Here is a 16542-nt window from a genome sequence, read left to right as displayed (position 1 = left end):
GAGCCGCATGGATGCGGCGACCAAGCCCCAATGGACGGGTTTACGGCGTCCCCGCAAACCCACAGTGCCACGCCATCCCACGGAATGCCCGCTGTTGCTGCTGCTTCGGCCGTTGCCGTTGCTCCGGCTTGCAGCAGGTGCAGGGCTGCAAGCCCTGCAAAAGAACCACCACCTACAGAGGCAGGGGCGCCTGCGCCGGGTCGATCCGCCCTTCACCACGGGTGATCTTCTTGAACTCGGCACGGCTGACCGACACGTAGCGTTCGTTGCCGCCGATCTCCACCTGCGGGCCGTCCTGCACCGCGTGGCCGTGCTCATCCACGCGCACCGTCATCGTCGCCTTCTTGCCGCTGTGGCAGATCGTCTTGATCTCCTGCATCTCATCGGCCCAGGCCAGCAGGTACTGGCTGCCCTCGAACAGCTCGCCGCGGAAATCGGTGCGCAGGCCGTAGCACAGCACCGGAATGCGCAGCTGGTCGACCACCTCGCTCAGCTGCCAGACCTGCGCGCGGGTCAGGAACTGCGCCTCGTCCACCAGCACGCAGCCCATCGGGCCGTTGTCGGCCAGGTCCTGGGCCACCCAACGCTGCAGGTCGCTGTCGCGGTCGAAGGCCATGCCCTCGGCGCGCAGGCCGATGCGCGAAGCGACCACGCCGGCACCGGCACGATCGTCCAGGCGTGGGGTCAGGATCGCCACCCGCATGCCGCGCTCGCGGTAGTTGTGCGCGCTCTGCAGCAGGGTGGTGGTCTTGCCGGCGTTCATCGCCGAATAGTAGAAATAGAGCTTGGCCATCGGCCGATTGTACGCCGCTGCCCCGGCACGCCGAAGCCGTTCAGCATCCCCACCGGCCGGCGGCTGTGGCCGTCACCCGGGCCCGCTACAATCCCCCTCCAATGCACGGTCTCAATCCTCCCCAAGCCGCCGCCGTTCTGCACATCGAGGGCCCCCTGCTGGTGCTCGCCGGTGCGGGCAGTGGCAAGACGCGCGTGATCGTCGAGAAGATCGCCCACCTGATCGGCTGTGGGCGCTATCCCGCGCGCCGCATCGCGGCGATCACCTTCACCAACAAGTCGGCCAAGGAGATGCGCGAGCGCGTGGCCAAGCGCCTGCGCGAGCAGGACGCCGACGAGGTGACCATCTGCACCTTCCACGCCCTGGGCCTGAAGTTCCTGCAGATCGAACACGCCGCCGTTGGCCTGAAGCGCGGCTTCTCGATCTTCGATGCCGATGATGCCGCTGCGCAGATCAAGGACCTGATGTCCGGCGCCAAGCCCGACGACATCGAGGACATGAAGAACCTGGTGTCGCGCGCGAAGAACGCCGGCCTGTCGCCCGAACAGGCGATGGCCGCCGCGCGCAGCAACCGCGAGAAGGAAGCGGCCAGTGTCTACGAGCGTTACCAGCTGCGCCTGACGGCGTTCAACGCGGTCGACTTCGATGACCTGATCCGTTTGCCCGTGCAGATCCTGGAGGAGAATCCGGAGATCGCGCTGGCCTGGCGTGAGCGCATCGGCTACCTGCTGGTGGACGAATGCCAGGACACCAACGACGCGCAGTACCGGCTGCTCAAGCAGCTGGCCGGTGACAAGGGCAACTTCACCTGCGTGGGCGATGACGATCAGTCGATCTACGCCTGGCGCGGCGCCAACCCCGAAAACCTGCAGCAGATGGGGCGCGATTACCCCACGCTGGAAATCATCAAGCTGGAGCAGAACTACCGCTGCTCCAACCGCGTGCTGCGCGCGGCCAATGCGCTGATCGCCAACAATCCGCATGAGCACCTGAAGAAGCTGTGGAGTGACCAGGCCGACGGCGAACGCATCCGCGTGTGGGAATGCCGCAACAGCGAACACGAAGCGGAAAAGGTCGCCGCCGAGATCGCCTTCGTGGCGCAGTCGCGCAACGTGCCGTGGAGTGATTTCTGCATCCTGTTCCGCGGCAACTTCCAGTCGCGCCCGCTGGAAAAGGCGATGCAGCTGCTGCGCATTCCCTACCATCTGACCGGCGGTACCATGTTCCTGGAACGCCAGGAAGTGAAGGACACCCTGGCCTGGCTGCGGCTGCTGGTGAACCCGGACGACGACACCGCGTTCATGCGTGCGGTGCAGTCGCCCAAGCGCGATGTCGGCGCCGGCACGCTGGCCAAGCTGGCCGAGCTGGCACAGGAAAAAGACATCCCGATGGCGCATGCCGCCGAGTCGATCGGCGCGCTGCAGCAGCTGCCGCCGCGTGCGGCCAACAGCCTGGCGCGCTTCACCGACATCCTGCGTGACCTGCGCGCGCAGACCCGGCAGATCACCTCCGGCGACATGATCCGCAAGGTCGCCAAGGAATCGGGCCTGCTCAGCGAGCTGCGCCAGCAGGCCAAGGAAGAGGCCAGTTACCAGCGCCGTGCGAACAACATCGAGGAACTGGCGCAGTGGTTCGAGGGCGGCCCGCGCGGTGCCACTGCGGCCGACCTGGCTGGCCAGCTGGCGCTGCTCTCGCGCAGCGACAAGGACGAGGGCGGCAACCAGGTACGCATGATGACCATGCATGCGTCCAAGGGCCTGGAATTCCCCTATGTCTTCATCGTCGGCTGCGAGGACGGCGTGCTGCCGCACCAGGTCAGCCTGGACGAAGGCAACCTGCAGGAAGAGCGGCGCCTGCTGTACGTGGGCATCACCCGCGCGAAGATCCAGCTGTGGATGAGCTACAGCAAGCTGACGCGCAAGTTCGGCGAGCATGTGCGGTTGAAGCCGAGCCGTTTCTTCGAGGAGATTCCGGCCGAGGAGATCCAGCGCGATGGCGCGGACCCGGTGGCCGATGCGGCGCGGAAGAAGGAGCGCGCGACGGCGGGGTTGGCGGCGATCGAGGCGCTGTTCGACTAAGGCGCTCCAACGGCGCCGCCCATCCGTGGTGGAGCGCGCGTGGGGTGCGCGGTGTGGCCGCTCGGGGTGGGCTCGCGGGGGACGCCGTGAACCCACAGACCGGCCCAGCCGCTGGCGGCTGTGCGTTCGGGCGCTTGCGAAGCAGTACTTCGCAAGCAAAGCGCCCTCACCCCTGGGGGCTTGGCCGCGCCATCCATGGCGCGGATACCCCCGCGAACCCACTCCGACCGGCCTCTGACGGATTCCAGGCGCCTCCTGCCACGGCAATGCAGAGAAAATCAAAATCAACAGCCGGGCGTTGAGGCAGAATCGGGGTTTCGGCTGGAGGTCTGCGCGTGCATCCCATCGAAAGCGAACGCCTGCGGCTGCGCCGCATCGAGCCGGATCGGGATGCGCTGCCGATGCTGGCGCTGCTCAATGATCCCGGCTTCATGCGCTTCATCGGTGACCGCAACGTGCGCAGCGAGGAGCAGGCGCGGGAGTACATCGCGCTGCGGGTGCTGCACAGCTATGCGTTGAACGGCTTCGGCATGTACGCGATTGAGCGGCTCGCCGATGGCGCGTGGCTGGGCAACGCCGGCCTGGTGCGGCGTGATGGCCTGCCGGGGCCGGATATCGGCTATGCGGTGCTGTCCGAATTCGCGGGGCAGGGCTATGCCAGCGAGGCGGCGCGGGCGGTGTTCACGCATGCGCGCTCGCAGCTGGACATCGGGGATCTGTACGGTATCACCGACCTGGACAACGTGGCCTCCGGGCGGATCCTGCTGGGGCTGGGCATGCACCAACGCGGCGTGATCCAGCTGCCGAACGTGGACAGCGCGAGCCGGCTGTACGCCACGCCGGGGGCGGCGGCGGTTCAACAGCCAGAATGATCCGGTGGGGTATGGTGCAGATCTGTTTTCCTGCACGGATGCTTCGATGCTGATCAACGCGTATTCCACTCTCGGCCCGGTGCTGGCACCGCCACCACAGGCCGGCAGTGCCTCCGTCCGTGGTCTTGATGACCCCACGCTGGCGCCGCACCTCGGCGGCTTCGTCAACTACGTGCTGGGCCATGGCGACGGGCAGATGACCGCCGCGCGCTATCACCTGATGCGGCACGTGCAGCGCGTGCGCCAGCACTATCTGTTCGAGCTGGCCGAGGCTGATCTTGAGGCGCTGCAGCCCTGGCTGCTGCAGGCCAATGCGGTGTGCTTCCTGGAAGATGGCAGCGTGCGCGATCCGGCCGGCAGGGTGCTGTTGGGTGAAGCGCCCGATCCGCAGGCGCAGGTGCCGTATCCCGCCGATGCCGGGCAGCGCCGTGCGCGCAGCCAACAGCAGCTGCAGGCCCACGAGCTGCGTGTCCCGCCGTCATTGCCACCTGTGCTGGGTGCGGCCGAGGCACAGCTGCGCAAACCTGCCCAGGTCTGGGCCAGGGCTCAGGCGCTGCTGGCCTGCGCGCTCCGCGCCGAGGCCCTGCAGTCCGGTGAACCACCGTTGAGCCTGGCCGAACTGGCCGAGCGTCTGCCGGCGCTGCCGGAGGCCCTGAGCCCGGCCGAGGCCGCCTTCATCGCGCACGGCGACGCCGAGGCTGCGCTGCCATTCGCCTGGCGCTACGAGAGTCTGGCCGTGCTGCTGTGGGCGCTGGGGCTATCCGAGGCGCTGCCGTGGCCGCAGGCGACCTGTGCGGTGCCGGATGTGGTCGGCGCCCTGCTGCAGGCGGCTGACAGTGGCAGCGTCCCTGCGACCCTGCGCGATACCGCCGTGCTGCTGGATGCGCTGGATCTGCACTACCGCCTGCACTGGGCCGCACGTGAGGCCCAACGCCAGGGTGCGCCGCTGCCGGGTGCACTGGTGGGCGGCGTGATCTACGAGCGCCATTACGCGCTGAACTGGTTGTTCTGCTTTGAACAGGCCGACTGGGACGACGTCGATACGCCGACCTGAGTTCACATGGCATCGTGCCGGCCAACGGCCGGCACCTGCCCCTCAACCGCCGCGCAGTTCTGCCAGCTGGGCCTGCAGCTCGGCCACCGCTGCTTCCAGCTGGGCCACGCGCTCGGCCAGGCCGGGGTCGGCCGCTTCGCTGCCGCCACCTCCGCTGCTGGCGTACTTCGCGGCCAGCGCCGCACCGTCCACCTCACCGCACAGCAGGTGCATGTAGCGGTCCTCGCGCTGGCCGCTGGCGCGCGGAAGCACCACCAGCAGGGCGCGCTGCTGCAGGCGCTCGATGGCGTGGCGGGCTTCGTCCACATCGGCGAAGCGGTACAGGCGCTCGCTGCGGGTGACCAGCTCGCCCAGGGTCTGCGGGCCGCGTAGCAGCAGCATCGCCAGCAGCACGGTCTGCTGCCGGGTCAGGTCCAGCGCGCCCTGCAGGCGGTGCTCGTAGCGGTCGGCGCGCGAGGAGAAGTGCTGGCGCGCCAGGCCCAGCGTCTCCAGCTGGCGCAGGGCGTGCTGCACGCTGCCGGCGTCTACGTTCATCACCGGCTCGCGGGCGGTCTTCTGGTTGGCCGCCGACTGCGCGGCATTGACCGTCAGCGGGTAGGTGTCCGGGGTGGTCGCCTCCTTTTCCACCAGGCAGCCCAGCAGGCGGGCCTGGACGGCATCGAGCAGGGGGACGTCGGGGGTCTGGACGGGATCGGTCATGGCGGCCTCCGCAAGGCAACGGGTCAACCCCGAAGCATAGCCGTGCCACGGTCATCTTTGCCGGTAAAATGGCCGGGTATATCTGATTGCCGGTGAATCCTGATGCGTCGTCCCGTTTCCCTATCCCTGACCCTGCTCGCCACTGCGGCGATCGGCCTGTCCGCCTGCAAGCGCGTCGATGCGCCTGCCGCCGAGGCCCCCGCCCCCGACGCCCCGGCTGCGGCCGTCAAGGCCGACGGTGCGCGTGATGCGACCGCCAACGACAACCTCAATGCCGTGCTGTGGATGCAGCGCGCGCAGGAGTACAAGGCGATCACCGAGCAGACCTACCGCGCCGCCGCCGACCACCTGGACGCCGCGCTGAAGGAAGCCCACTGGGACGCGCTGGTGCCGGAAGAACGCGGTAACGCGGCCAAGGGCCTGAAGCCGGCCGTGGTGCTGGACGTGGATGAAACCGTGCTCGACAACTCCCCCTACCAGGCGCGCCTGGTGCGCGACGGCAAGGAATACGACGAGCTGACCTGGGACCAGTGGGTGGCCGAGAAGAAGGCCAAGGCCATCCCCGGCGTGGTTGATTTCGCCAAGGCCGCCAACGCCAAGGGCGTGACCCTGCTGTACATCTCCAACCGCGCCGTGCACCTGAAGGACGCGACCCTGGCCAACCTGCGCGAGCAGGGCCTGCCGGTGGCCGACGACAGCGTGTTCCTCGGCCTGGGCACCGTGGTCAAGGACTGCGAGCAGAACGGCAGCGAGAAGAACTGCCGCCGCCGCCTGGCTGGCCAGCAGTACCGCGTGCTGATGCAGTTCGGTGACCAGATGGGTGACTTCGTGGAAGTGACCGCCAACACCAACGAAGGCCGCGATGCGCTGTTGCAGCAGTACCACGACTGGTTCGGCGAGCGCTGGTGGATGCTGCCGAATCCGACCTACGGCGGTTTCGAGCCGGCCCAGTTCAACAACGACTACACCCAGTCGCGCCAGGCCCGCCACGACGCCAAGCGCGCTGCGCTGGATTACGCACCGTGAGCCGCGCACCGCTGCCGCTGCGCGATGACGAACGGCTGATCTTCGCCCTGGACGTGCCTGACCGCGTGCAGGCGCTGGAGTGGGTCGATCGCCTGGGCGACAGCGTGGCGTTCTACAAGATCGGCATGGAACTGCTCGCCTCCGGCGAGTATTTCCAGGTGCTGGACGAGCTGGCCCGCCGCGACAGGCGCGTGTTTGTCGACCTGAAGTTCTTCGACATCCCGGCCACCGCTGCGGCGGTGATCAAGCGCCTGTCGCAGTGGCCGGTCAGCTACGCCACCATCCATGGCTGGCACCCGGCGATGATGGAGGCCTGCGGGGCCGCCAACAGCAGCGACATGCGCCTGCTGGCGGTGACCGTGCTGACCTCGATGGGGCGCCCGGACCTGGCGCAGATGGGCATCGACCGCGAGCCGGTGGACGTGGTGGTCGAGCGCGCGCTGGCCGCCCAGGCCGCCGGCATCGACGGCGTGATCGCCTCCGGCCAGGAAGCCGGCCCGATCCGCGCCGCCACCGGCGCCGGGTTCTCGATCGTCTGCCCGGGCATCCGTCCCGGTGGCCCGGTCGGCGATGACCAGAAGCGTACCGTCGGCGTGGCCCAGGCCTTCGCCGATGGCGCCGATGCCATCGTGGTCGGCCGTCCGATCCGCCTGGCCGCCGATCCGCAGGCGGCCGCGCGGGCCATCCAGCAGGAAATCGCGTCGGCTCTGGCTGCACGCTGAGCCTGACGGCGCTGCCGGTCACACCGCAATACCGAACGCCATCCCGCCCCGTGCGGGATGGCGTTCGCATTTGTGGGTCCAGCGCTGTCGCAGTCGACCCCGCAGCGAAGAACCGTGCGCGCGGTCGCACTGGATCCGGATGTCCCTCCCTCCCAATCGATGCACCGGCGCCGATCCACGACCCTGCCGGTTCCAATCATCCAAGAGGGAGTACACGGATATGTATCGCAGCACCTCTGCAGTTCTTGCCGGTCTGTTGCTGGCGTTCGCAGCACCCGCCTTCGCCGCACCCGAGTCCCGCGAAGCACCGCGCATCATCGGCGGTGAGGACGCCCAGACAGGCCAATACCCTTTCATGGTCAGCATCCAGCGGCTGTCGATGGGTGACAGCGACCATGGCCGCCACTGGTGCGGTGCCACGCTCATTTCCCCCTCTTGGGTGTTGACCGCCTCGCACTGCGTGCAGGGCGACCGCCCGGCAGACCTGGCCGTGCTCGGCGGTGTCACTACCCTGTCCAGCGACCCCGCCGCACGCGCCTCCAACGTCAAGGCCATCCACGTGCATCCGGCCTACAACAGCGGAAACTCGCTTGAACACGACGTGGCACTGATCCAGCTGAGCGCTCCCCTGGCAGATGCGCAGCCGGTCACCCTGCGGCTGCGCCCGGACGCCAGCTACCTCAAACCGGGCCGTGACTTCACGGTCATTGGCTGGGGCGACATCGACATCAGCGAAGACCGACGCTATCCCACCCGGCTGCAGACCGTGCAGGTGCCGTTTGTACCGTTTGCCGAGTGCCAGCAGGCCTATGGCGGCGAGCTGTCGCGCGGCAAGGTCATCTGCGCCGGACGCGAAGGCATGGACAGCTGCCAGGGCGATTCCGGCGGGCCGTTGCTGCTCAAGCTGCGCGAAGGCTGGACCCAGTTCGGTGTCGTCAGCTGGGGCGAGGGCTGCGCGCTGGCCGGCTACCCCGGTGTTTATGCCCGAATCGCCGAAAAACATGCCGTAGATTTCATTGAAGCGGTCTGGCAGAAGGATTGATTCAATAAAATCAAATATTTAAGTCAGGTTACATGACGTATTGCCTTAACTTCGGAGGCGGCGTAGCATCGCCGCCATCCGGTCCCTGGGCCGGAGATGTGCCACAACTGTCCACTGGCCTCGCGCCGGTTTGAAGAGCCTGCGATCCCTGTGATCCGGGCTCTTTTTTTGACCCCTCACTGGCGGCAAGGGTTGCCGCTGTCACCTTGCAGGCCGCAAGATGCGGGCCGGTACGGGGAGTCCGATTGCATGAGCCTGGCAGTGCGAGGAAGGTCCGCGCGTGGATGGGGGCTGGCAGCCATGGTGCTGCTGGCGGTGGCGGCGTGCCGCCAATCCGGCAGCGACCCGGCCAAGCCGGCGGCCGAGCCGGTAGCGGCGGTGCAGGCCATGGCCCAGCGACTGGTCGAGGATGACCTGGTCGGCTACGCGCGCCTGTCGGTGCCGCCGGGCCAGTACCAGCGGCTGCAGCAGGCTTGGACCGACGGCCACAGCCAGTGGCCGCTGGGCGAACTGCCGCTGGGTGACCAGATGCTGCCGATGCTGGCCGCGCTGCGCGAGCCGCAGGCCGCCGCCCAGCTGCAGCGCAGCTTCGACCGCCAGCTGGCCGGCCAGGCCAGCGCGGTGCGCCAGGCGGCGCAGTCGATGGGCAACTTCGGCGTGCAGTACCTGCGCCACCAGAAGGGCTACACCCCCAGCCAGCAGACGCATTACATCGCCCTGGTGGAAACCCTGGCCGGCTGGGCGCAGGGCGCGCCGATCAGCGACCGGGCCCGCGCCCGCAGCAGCATCGCCGCGCTGGTCGAGGCCGCCGCCAAGGTCGGCTTCGACAACGAGGACGGTCTGCGCGCGGCCGGCATGGAAGGCAGCCTGCAGCAGCTGGCGCCGTTCCTGCACACCGTCAAGGCCGTCCTGGCCAGTTACGGGCTGGGCGTGGACGACGCCCTGCGCAGCCTGCGCGGGGAGCTGCTCTCGGTGGAAGGCGACAACGCCCTGGTCCGCATGGAATACGAACTGGCCGGGCGCACCCTGCAGCTGCAGCTGCCGCTGAGCCGGCGCGAAGGCCACTGGTACCTGACCCGCACCCTGGCCGACACCGATGCCCTGCTGCGCAAGGCCGATGCGGCCCGCGCGGCCGCCGCGCCGGAGCCCGCAGAGGCCCCCGCCGCCGGCGGGGAAGCGGCAACCACGCCGCCTAAGCCATAATGGCGCCGATGTCGAAACAGAACCCGCTGCCGTTCCCCGGCGAAGAACCCCAGCAGACGCCCGCCGATCCGGCCGCGGCGTCTCCCTCGACCGGTACCGGCTCCAATCCGGTGCTGCCGCCCGCGCACGCCCGTCCCGCTGGACGTCGCCCCTTCTGGGCGCGCCTGCTGGGCCGCCTGGTCGAGCCGTGGCTGGCGCTGAAGATCGAGCCGGAGGACCCGGGCCAGTACAACGACGGCCGCCCGGTCGTGTACGTGCTGGAAGACTACGGCCTGTCCAACGCGCTGATCCTGGACAAGGCCTGCCGCCAGGCCGGCCTGCCCTCGCCGCTGGTGCCGCTGGCCGGTGACCCGACCGGCCGCAAGCGCGCCTACCTGGCGCTGTCGCGGCGCAGCTCCAGCAATTCGCTGATCCCCGAGCAGCGGGGCGCCAAGACCCATTCCGATTCGCTGGCCAAGGTCCTGCAGGCGCACCGCGTGCGCGACGACCTGGACGTGCACCTGGTGCCGGTGTCGATCTTCGTCGGCCGCGCGCCGGACAAGCAGAGCGGCTGGTTCGCCGTGCTGTTCTCGGAAAACTGGGCGCTGGTCGGCCGCTTCCGCCGCCTGCTGGGCCTGCTGCTGAACGGCCGCAGCACCATCGTGCGTTTTGCTCCTCCGATCTCGCTGCGCAGCACCGTGGACGAGGGCCTGGAGCCCGAGCGCACCGTGCGCAAGCTGCAGCGCGTGCTGCGTACCCATTTCCGCCGCATCCGTGAATCGGTCATCGGCCCCGACCTGTCTACCCGCCGCCTGCTGGTGGACCAGGTGCTGGCCGCCGAACCGGTGCGCGAGGCGATCGCCGCGCAGGCCAAGCGCGACAACTCCAAGCCGGCCGATGCCTGGAAGAAGGCGCACGCCTACGCCTGGGAAATCGCCGCCGACTATTCCAGCCCGGTGGTGCGTTCGGCCAGCTTCATGCTCAGCCACGTGTGGAACCGCATCTACGCCGGCGTGCTGGTGCACCACCTGGACAAGTTCAAGGCCGCCGCGCCGGGCCACGAAGTGGTCTACGTGCCCAGCCACCGCAGCCACATGGACTACCTGCTGCTGTCCTACCTGCTGTACGACCGTGGCATCGTGCCGCCGCACATCGTGGCTGGCATCAACCTGAACCTGCCGGTGGTCGGCACCCTGCTGCGCAAGGGCGGTGCGTTCTTCATCCGCCGCTCGATCCGTGGCAACGCGCTGTACTCGGCCGTGCTCAGCGAATACGTCGCGCAGCTGGTGGCCGGTGGCTATTCCATCGAGTACTTCGTCGAAGGTGGCCGTTCGCGCACCGGGCGCCTGCTGCAGCCCAAGGGCGGCATGATCTCGATGACCCTGCGCGCGTTCCTGCGCCAGCCGCGCAAGCCGGTGCTGTTCCAGCCCATCTACATCGGCTACGAGAAGCTGATGGAAGGTGGCAGCTACCTGGACGAACTGTCCGGGCGGCCGAAGGAGAAGGAATCGATCTGGTCGCTGCTGTGGGGCATCCCCAAGGTGCTCAAGCAGAACTACGGCCAGGTGGTGGTGAACTTCGGTGAGCCGATCGCCCTGAACGACGTGCTGGCCGAGAAGGCGCCGGAGTGGAACGGCGAGGCGGTGCCGGAGGACGAGAAGCCGTCGTGGCTGTCGACTACCGTCGATACCCTGGCCGACCGCATCCAGGTGCGCATCAATGGCGCCGCCGACGTCAACCCGATCAACCTGCTGGCGCTGGCGCTGCTGTCCACGCCCAAGCACGCGATGGGCGAGGCCGACCTGATCGCGCAGATCGAGCTGTGCAAGACCCTGCTGGAAGAAATGCCGTATTCGGGCCGGGTGACGGTGACCCCGCACTCGCCGGAGCGCATCATCGCCCACGCCGAGGAAATCAACGTCCTCACCCGCATCAAGCACCCGCTGGGCGACGTGCTCAGCGTCAGTGGCGATACCGCGGTGCTGCTCAGCTACTTCCGCAACAACGTGGTGCACCTGTTCACCGCTTCGTCCTGGGTGGCTTGCTGCTTCCAGAACAACCGCCGCATGAGCCGTGCCGGCCTGGTCCGCCTGGGCCGCACCGTGTACCCGTTCCTGCAGGCCGAGCTGTTCCTGCCGTGGAGCGAGGACGAGTTCGCCCAGCGCATCGAGCAGACCATCGACGTGTTCATCCGCGAAGGCCTGCTGCAGCAGGTTGCCGACGATGACGGCGGCATGCTGACCCGCAATACCGGGCAGACCGACGAGGTGTTCCGCCTGCGTGCCATCGGCCATTCGCTGCAGCAGGCGTTCGAGCGTTACTACATCGCCATTTCGGTGCTGGTGAAGAACGGCCCCGGCACGTTGGGTACCGCCGAGCTGGAGAGCCTGTGCCAGCAGGCCGCGCAGCGCCTCAGCCTGCTGTACGCGCCGGCCGCGCCGGAGTTCTTCGACAAGTCGCTGTTCCGTGGCTTCATCCAGAAGCTGCGCGAGCTGCGCCTGGTGTGGCCGGACGAGAACAGCAAGCTGCTGTTCGACGACCGCCTGGACAGTTGGGCCAAGGACGCCAAGTTCATCCTCGGCCGCGAACTGCGCCACACCATCGAGCGCGTCAGCCCGGAAGCGGCGCGCCCCGACGAGCCGACGCCACAGGCATGAAGGTAGCGCCGGGCCATGCCCGGCGAATACCGGGACGAAGCAATAGATCCACGCCATGCGTGGATGGTGCCTACGCCGGCTCGTCCGGAATCTGCAGGCTCTCCAGCTTCGCGATGCAGTCCTTCAACTGCAGCTTGCGCCGCTTCAGACGTTTCGACTCCAGCTCATCCTCGCCATTGGCGGCCATCCGGGTGATCTGTTCATCCAGCACGCGGTGTTCGGCGCGCAGGGCGACGAGGCGTTCGACGATCTCGGCGGGGCTGTAGGTATCCACAGCCTCCGAGCATACACAGCGCCGATGACCATCGGGAGAGGGGGACCCCGCGCCGCGGCCGGCGCCGGCCCCAAGCCGGTAGAATGGCAACCATGAGCGCCGTGATTTCCCTGCCCGATCCCCTGCCGCGTGCGCCCGCCGCACCGCGCGTGGGCCCGCGCGCGGACCACCTGCGTGGGGAGCAGCCGCTGGCCAGGCGCCTGCGCCGCCAGGTCGGCCAGGCCATTGCCGATTACGGCATGATCGAGGCCGGCGACAAGGTGATGGTCTGCCTGTCCGGCGGCAAGGACAGTTACACCCTGCTGGACATCCTGCTGCAGCTGCAGAAGAGGGCCCCGGTGCCGTTCGAGCTGGTCGCGGTGAACCTGGACCAGAAGCAGCCCGGCTTCCCCGGACACGTGCTGCCCGAGTACCTGGCCAGCCTGGGCGTGGCGTACCAGATCATCGAGCAGGACACCTATTCGGTGGTCAGCCGGGTCATCCCGGAAGGCCGCACGATGTGTTCGCTGTGCTCGCGCCTGCGCCGCGGCGCGCTGTACAACCATGCCGAGAAGCACGGCTTCACCCGCATCGCGCTGGGCCATCACCGCGACGACATGGTGGCCACCTTCTTCATGAACCTGTTCCACCACGCCAAGCTGTCGGGCATGCCGCCGAAACTGCGCAGCGACGACGGCCGCCACGTGGTCATCCGTCCACTGGCCTACGTACGCGAGCGCGACATCGTCGCGTACGCCCAGGTACGTGATTTCCCGATCATCCCGTGCAACCTGTGTGGCAGCCAGGAAAACCTGCAACGCCGCCAGGTCGGGCTGATGCTCCAGCAGTGGGAAAAGGACCATCCCGGCCGCATCGACCAGATCGCCCGGGCCATGGGCCAGATCCACCCCTCGCAGCTGGCCGATGCCAGTCTGTTCGATTTCATGGCGCTGGGCCGTCGCGACGAGGCACCCTTGTCCGATGCCCATGCCTGGCTGGCCGGTTCGCCGGCCGACACCGACGCAGCTCCCGAGACGCCCGCCGCTTAAGGTGGGACGCCCTTCCTCTTCGCCATCCGGAATTCCATGTTCTTTCGCAACCTGACGTTCTTCCGTTTCCCGACCACCACCGATTTCTCCGAAGTGGACACCCTCCTGCCGCACGCCCTGCTCAAGCCGGTCGGTGCGCTGGAAATGAATTCGCGTGGCTTCATCTCGCCCTTCGGCCGCGAGGAGAAGGAGCTGCTGTCGCACCGCATCGCCGAACACCTGTGGCTGACCGTGGGCGGCGAGGACAAGATCCTGCCGGCGGCGGTCGTCAACGACCTGCTTGAGCGCAAGCTGGAGGAGATCGAGGAGAAGGAAGGCCGCCGCCCCGGTGGCCGCGAGCGCAAGCGCATGAAGGACGACCTGCTGCATGAACTGCTGCCGCGCGCCTTCGTGAAGTCCTCGCGCAACGATGCCTTCATTGATCTGCAGCACGGCTATGTCGCGGTGGACACCTCCAGCCGCAAGACCGGCGAGTACTTCATGTCCGACATCCGCGGCCTGCTCGGCAGCTTCCCGGCGATGCCGCTGAACGCCGAAGTCGCGCCGCGCTCGATCCTGACCGGCTGGATCGCCGGCGAGCCGCTGCCGACCGGCCTGAGCCTGGGCGAAGAGTGCGAGATGAAGGACCCGGTGGAGGGCGGCGCGGTGGTCAAGTGCCAGCACCAGGAACTGCGCTGCGACGAGATCGACAAGCATCTGGACGCCGGCAAGCAGGTGACCAAGCTGGCGCTGATCTTCGAGGACAACCTGTCCTTCGTCATCGGCGACGACCTGATCGTGCGCAAGCTGAAGTTCCTCGACGGCGCCCTGGACCAGCTGGAGCATGCCGACGAAGACGGCCGCCGCGCCGAGTTCGACGCCCGCTTCGCCCTGCAGAGTGCCGAGATCCGTCGGCTGTTCCTGCTTCTGGAAGAAGCCTTCAAGCTCAGCAAGGCTGACTGAACACGCACTGCGCGGGCCGCTGGTCATCCAGCGGCCCCGCGCAGCGCTATGCTGGGCACATGAGCCGCCTGCTGCGCCGCCTGATCAGCCCGACCCCGCCCGCCACCGTGCAGCGCGACACCGTCCGCCTGCGCCTGGACGATGCCGAGATCGAGGTGCTGCGCGTGCGCGATCCGCGCGCGCGGCGCATCAAGCTGAGCGTGGATGAGCGCGGCGCACGCCTGACGTTGCCGCCGCGGGCCAGCCTGGTGATGGGCGAGCGTTTCCTCGAACAGCACCGCGACTGGCTGGCGCTGCAGCTGCGCGTCTACCAGGACAACGGCCTGCCGGCACCGCTGCAGCCGGGCGAGGAGGGCATGCTGCCGCTGCGTGGCGAGCTGCTGCCGGTGCGCTGGCAGGAAGGCCGCTTCGCACGCCTGGAGATCGACGAGCACGGCGCCTGCGTGCAGTGGCCGACCCGTGCCGGCGACGCCACCCTGCGCCGCCTGCTGCGTGAATTCTTCGAAGCACAGACCCGCGCCGACGTCGGCCGCTGGCTGCCGAAGTACCTGCCCGGCCTGCCGCGCGCGCCCAGCCGGGTGCGGCTGAAAGTGATGTCGTCGCAATGGGGCTCGCTGGCCCCCGACGGCAGCATGGCGCTGGACCTGGCCCTGGTGCTGGGCCGCCCGGAGGCCTTCGAATACGTCCTGGTGCACGAGCTCTGCCACCTGATCCAGGCCAACCACTCGCCTGCGTTCTGGCAGGAAGTGGAGCAGCGTTTCCCCGCGTGGCGCGAACAGCGCGATTACTTCCAGCTGGAAGGCCGACGCCTGAAGGCGATGCTCCGCCAGCTGCTGTAGCTGTAGCGCCGAGCCCACGCTCGGCTTATGCGCGAAGCGCGGGGTTTCCAGTCAACCCGACGCGAAGCAGCCGAGCATGGCTCGGCTCTACCGGGCCGCGCGCAGCGCCGCTGCCGCTGCCCAGCGTGCCGCCACCCGCGGCGCGGTAATGCACACCGCCTCATCGGTCACCGTCGTCACCGCCCGCTCCAGCAGCTGGATATCGGCCTCGTGCTGGCGCGCCACATGCGGATCCTCGAAGAAGATCGCGCGCTGGCAGCGACCCTCCAGCACGCGGTCGGCAATCTGCGCATCGCCGCCCATCGGGCCGCTCTGGTAGCGCGTCACCCACGGCGTATCGGTGGGCCAGCCGCGGCTCCACGCCAGCTCGTTGAGGCGCTGGCCGGTGGTGCCGGTGGCCACGCGCTCGCCGAAGCGGGCCAGCACGTCGAAATGCTCGTCGGCGAAGGCCAGCATCGCCGGCTTCATCGCATCGTGGGCGATCAGCGCCAGGGTCTGTCCTTCGAACGCATGCAGGTCGTCAGCACCGGCATCGGCGGCCAATTCGGCGTGGACGCGTTCGATCTCGATCCAGTCGCGCGCGGTGGCCACAGTCGAAATGAACGGCTTGCCATGGATCACGCACTGACGCTTGAGCGCGGTCGCCTCGGGAAACACCGACGACGGGTCGACCGGATCGATCAGGTAGATCGCGCCATCGAGGGTGCGCTCCGGTCCCATGCCGACCACTTCGGCCACCAGCTTCATCAGGCCGCCCTGGCGGCCGTAGGGATAGCGATGCAGGCCCGCATAGCCGGACAGGAAGCCGTTGCGCTCGATCGCGTCGTGGGTACGGCCGACTGCATGCAGGGACACGCCCAGCTCGCGCAGGCCCGGCTCACTGGCACGCAGCCAGCGGAACAGCGCGGCACGCGCGTCATGGTGGTGCAGGCGGTTGGCGGCCAGGCCGATGCGCATCGCGGGCGTCCTCAGTGGTGGAAGCGGCAGTGTATGTCGCTATCAGTATCGCTGGAGCGTTTTGCAATTTTCCTCATTGCCGTTACGGGCCGCGTCGCTAGCGTGGCAGGTGGCCGCTGCTTCGTGCAGCCTGCGGCCTGAGGAGTAATCGTGAGTGTCGCGGGTTGTCCTGATGTCGGCGCTGCGCACCGCCGCTGGCGGTGCAGCGGCGTGCTGCTGGCCCTGCTGATGGTGCTGCCGGCTTACGCCGACGACTGCAGCGGCCCGCTGCGGCTGGTGCATGCCTCGGCGCCGTCGTCGGTACCCGCGGACCAGGCCGGGCCCGTGCACGGGGGCATCGCCGCGGTGCTGGCCGCGCTGCGCGCCGCCGAGCCGAC

16 protein-coding genes are annotated in these 16542 nt (G+C 68.3%); 12 read left to right on the top strand and 4 right to left on the bottom strand.

Features of this window, described 5'->3' with window-relative positions; genetic code table 11:
• Positions 1-172 precede the first annotated feature (172 nt).
• Positions 173-793, bottom strand: coding sequence for a thymidine kinase (locus DCO49_RS15640; protein ID WP_116864814.1), 621 nt, complete (start codon positions 791-793; stop codon positions 173-175).
• A gap of 101 nt (positions 794-894) precedes the next feature.
• Between DCO49_RS15640 and DCO49_RS15635 the strand changes: the two genes are divergently transcribed.
• The 3 genes from DCO49_RS15635 (at position 895) to DCO49_RS15625 (ending at position 4797) form a co-directional block, all read left to right on the top strand.
• Positions 895-2871 (top strand): UvrD-helicase domain-containing protein, encoded by a 1977-nt coding sequence (locus tag DCO49_RS15635; protein ID WP_116864813.1) that lies wholly within the window; start codon positions 895-897, stop codon positions 2869-2871.
• A gap of 335 nt (positions 2872-3206) precedes the next feature.
• On the top strand, positions 3207-3743 hold the full coding sequence (locus tag DCO49_RS15630; RefSeq protein ID WP_116864812.1) for a GNAT family N-acetyltransferase: 537 nt from the start codon (positions 3207-3209) through the stop codon (positions 3741-3743).
• Positions 3744-3789: 46 nt separating this feature from the next.
• Positions 3790-4797, top strand: coding sequence for a DUF4272 domain-containing protein (locus DCO49_RS15625; RefSeq protein WP_116864811.1), 1008 nt, complete (start codon positions 3790-3792; stop codon positions 4795-4797).
• Between the two features lie 42 nt (positions 4798-4839).
• On the opposite strand, the gene DCO49_RS15620 is transcribed toward DCO49_RS15625, so the two are convergent.
• Positions 4840-5496: a DUF480 domain-containing protein gene (locus DCO49_RS15620; protein WP_116864810.1), complete on the bottom strand. Its 657-nt coding sequence runs from the start codon at positions 5494-5496 to the stop codon at positions 4840-4842.
• A 102-nt stretch (positions 5497-5598) separates the two neighbouring features.
• On the opposite strand from DCO49_RS15620, the gene DCO49_RS15615 reads away from it, so the two are divergent.
• The 5 genes from DCO49_RS15615 to plsB all read left to right on the top strand — a co-directional run bounded on the left by DCO49_RS15615 (position 5599) and on the right by plsB (position 12125).
• Positions 5599-6522, top strand: a complete 924-nt coding sequence (locus tag DCO49_RS15615) for a 5'-nucleotidase, lipoprotein e(P4) family (protein WP_116864809.1) — start codon at positions 5599-5601, stop codon at positions 6520-6522.
• Positions 6519-7244, top strand: a complete 726-nt coding sequence (gene pyrF / locus DCO49_RS15610) for an orotidine-5'-phosphate decarboxylase (RefSeq protein WP_116864808.1) — start codon at positions 6519-6521, stop codon at positions 7242-7244. Before DCO49_RS15615 ends, pyrF begins: the two co-directional genes overlap by 4 nt.
• A gap of 220 nt (positions 7245-7464) precedes the next feature.
• A complete protein-coding gene (locus DCO49_RS15605; RefSeq protein WP_116864807.1) occupies positions 7465-8286 on the top strand; it encodes a serine protease in 822 nt (273 codons plus the stop codon).
• 249 nt (positions 8287-8535) lie between these two features.
• On the top strand, positions 8536-9489 hold the full coding sequence (locus tag DCO49_RS15600; protein ID WP_108767222.1) for a hypothetical protein: 954 nt from the start codon (positions 8536-8538) through the stop codon (positions 9487-9489).
• Positions 9489-12125, top strand: a complete 2637-nt coding sequence (plsB, locus tag DCO49_RS15595; RefSeq protein WP_116864806.1) for a glycerol-3-phosphate 1-O-acyltransferase PlsB — start codon at positions 9489-9491, stop codon at positions 12123-12125. The genes DCO49_RS15600 and plsB overlap by 1 nt, the downstream gene beginning before the upstream one ends.
• 70 nt (positions 12126-12195) lie before the next feature.
• Here plsB and DCO49_RS15590 read toward each other — a convergent pair whose 3' ends face one another.
• A complete protein-coding gene (locus DCO49_RS15590; protein WP_079224582.1) occupies positions 12196-12399 on the bottom strand; it encodes a YdcH family protein in 204 nt (67 codons plus the stop codon).
• A gap of 92 nt (positions 12400-12491) precedes the next feature.
• Here DCO49_RS15590 and ttcA point away from each other — a divergent pair, with 92 nt between their 5' ends.
• Genes ttcA through DCO49_RS15575 form a run of 3 tightly spaced genes read left to right on the top strand, consistent with a single transcriptional unit; the run spans position 12492 to position 15208 of the window.
• The gene (gene ttcA, locus DCO49_RS15585; protein WP_207776498.1) at positions 12492-13427 is read left to right on the top strand and encodes a tRNA 2-thiocytidine(32) synthetase TtcA; all 936 of its coding nucleotides are present in this window, start codon (positions 12492-12494) and stop codon (positions 13425-13427) included.
• A gap of 36 nt (positions 13428-13463) precedes the next feature.
• A complete protein-coding gene (locus DCO49_RS15580; RefSeq protein WP_005411825.1) occupies positions 13464-14369 on the top strand; it encodes a recombination-associated protein RdgC in 906 nt (301 codons plus the stop codon).
• A 59-nt stretch (positions 14370-14428) separates the two neighbouring features.
• A complete protein-coding gene (locus tag DCO49_RS15575) occupies positions 14429-15208 on the top strand; it encodes a SprT family zinc-dependent metalloprotease (RefSeq protein ID WP_116864804.1) in 780 nt (259 codons plus the stop codon).
• Between the two features lie 87 nt (positions 15209-15295).
• Here the strand turns inward: DCO49_RS15575 and DCO49_RS15570 are convergent, their stop codons facing one another.
• Positions 15296-16165 (bottom strand): methylglyoxal synthase, encoded by an 870-nt coding sequence (locus tag DCO49_RS15570; RefSeq protein ID WP_116864803.1) that lies wholly within the window; start codon positions 16163-16165, stop codon positions 15296-15298.
• Between the two features lie 150 nt (positions 16166-16315).
• Between DCO49_RS15570 and DCO49_RS20210 the strand changes: the two genes are divergently transcribed.
• On the top strand, positions 16316-16542 hold a 227-nt coding region (locus DCO49_RS20210; protein ID WP_133249442.1), incomplete at its 3' end, for a hypothetical protein.

This window comes from Stenotrophomonas sp. SPM (assembly GCF_003105135.1).
In the GTDB taxonomy this organism is placed as follows: Bacteria; Pseudomonadota; Gammaproteobacteria; order Xanthomonadales; family Xanthomonadaceae; genus Stenotrophomonas.
Note: the sequence above shows the minus strand (reverse complement) of the source record. Positions and strands in the feature narration are given on the sequence as shown.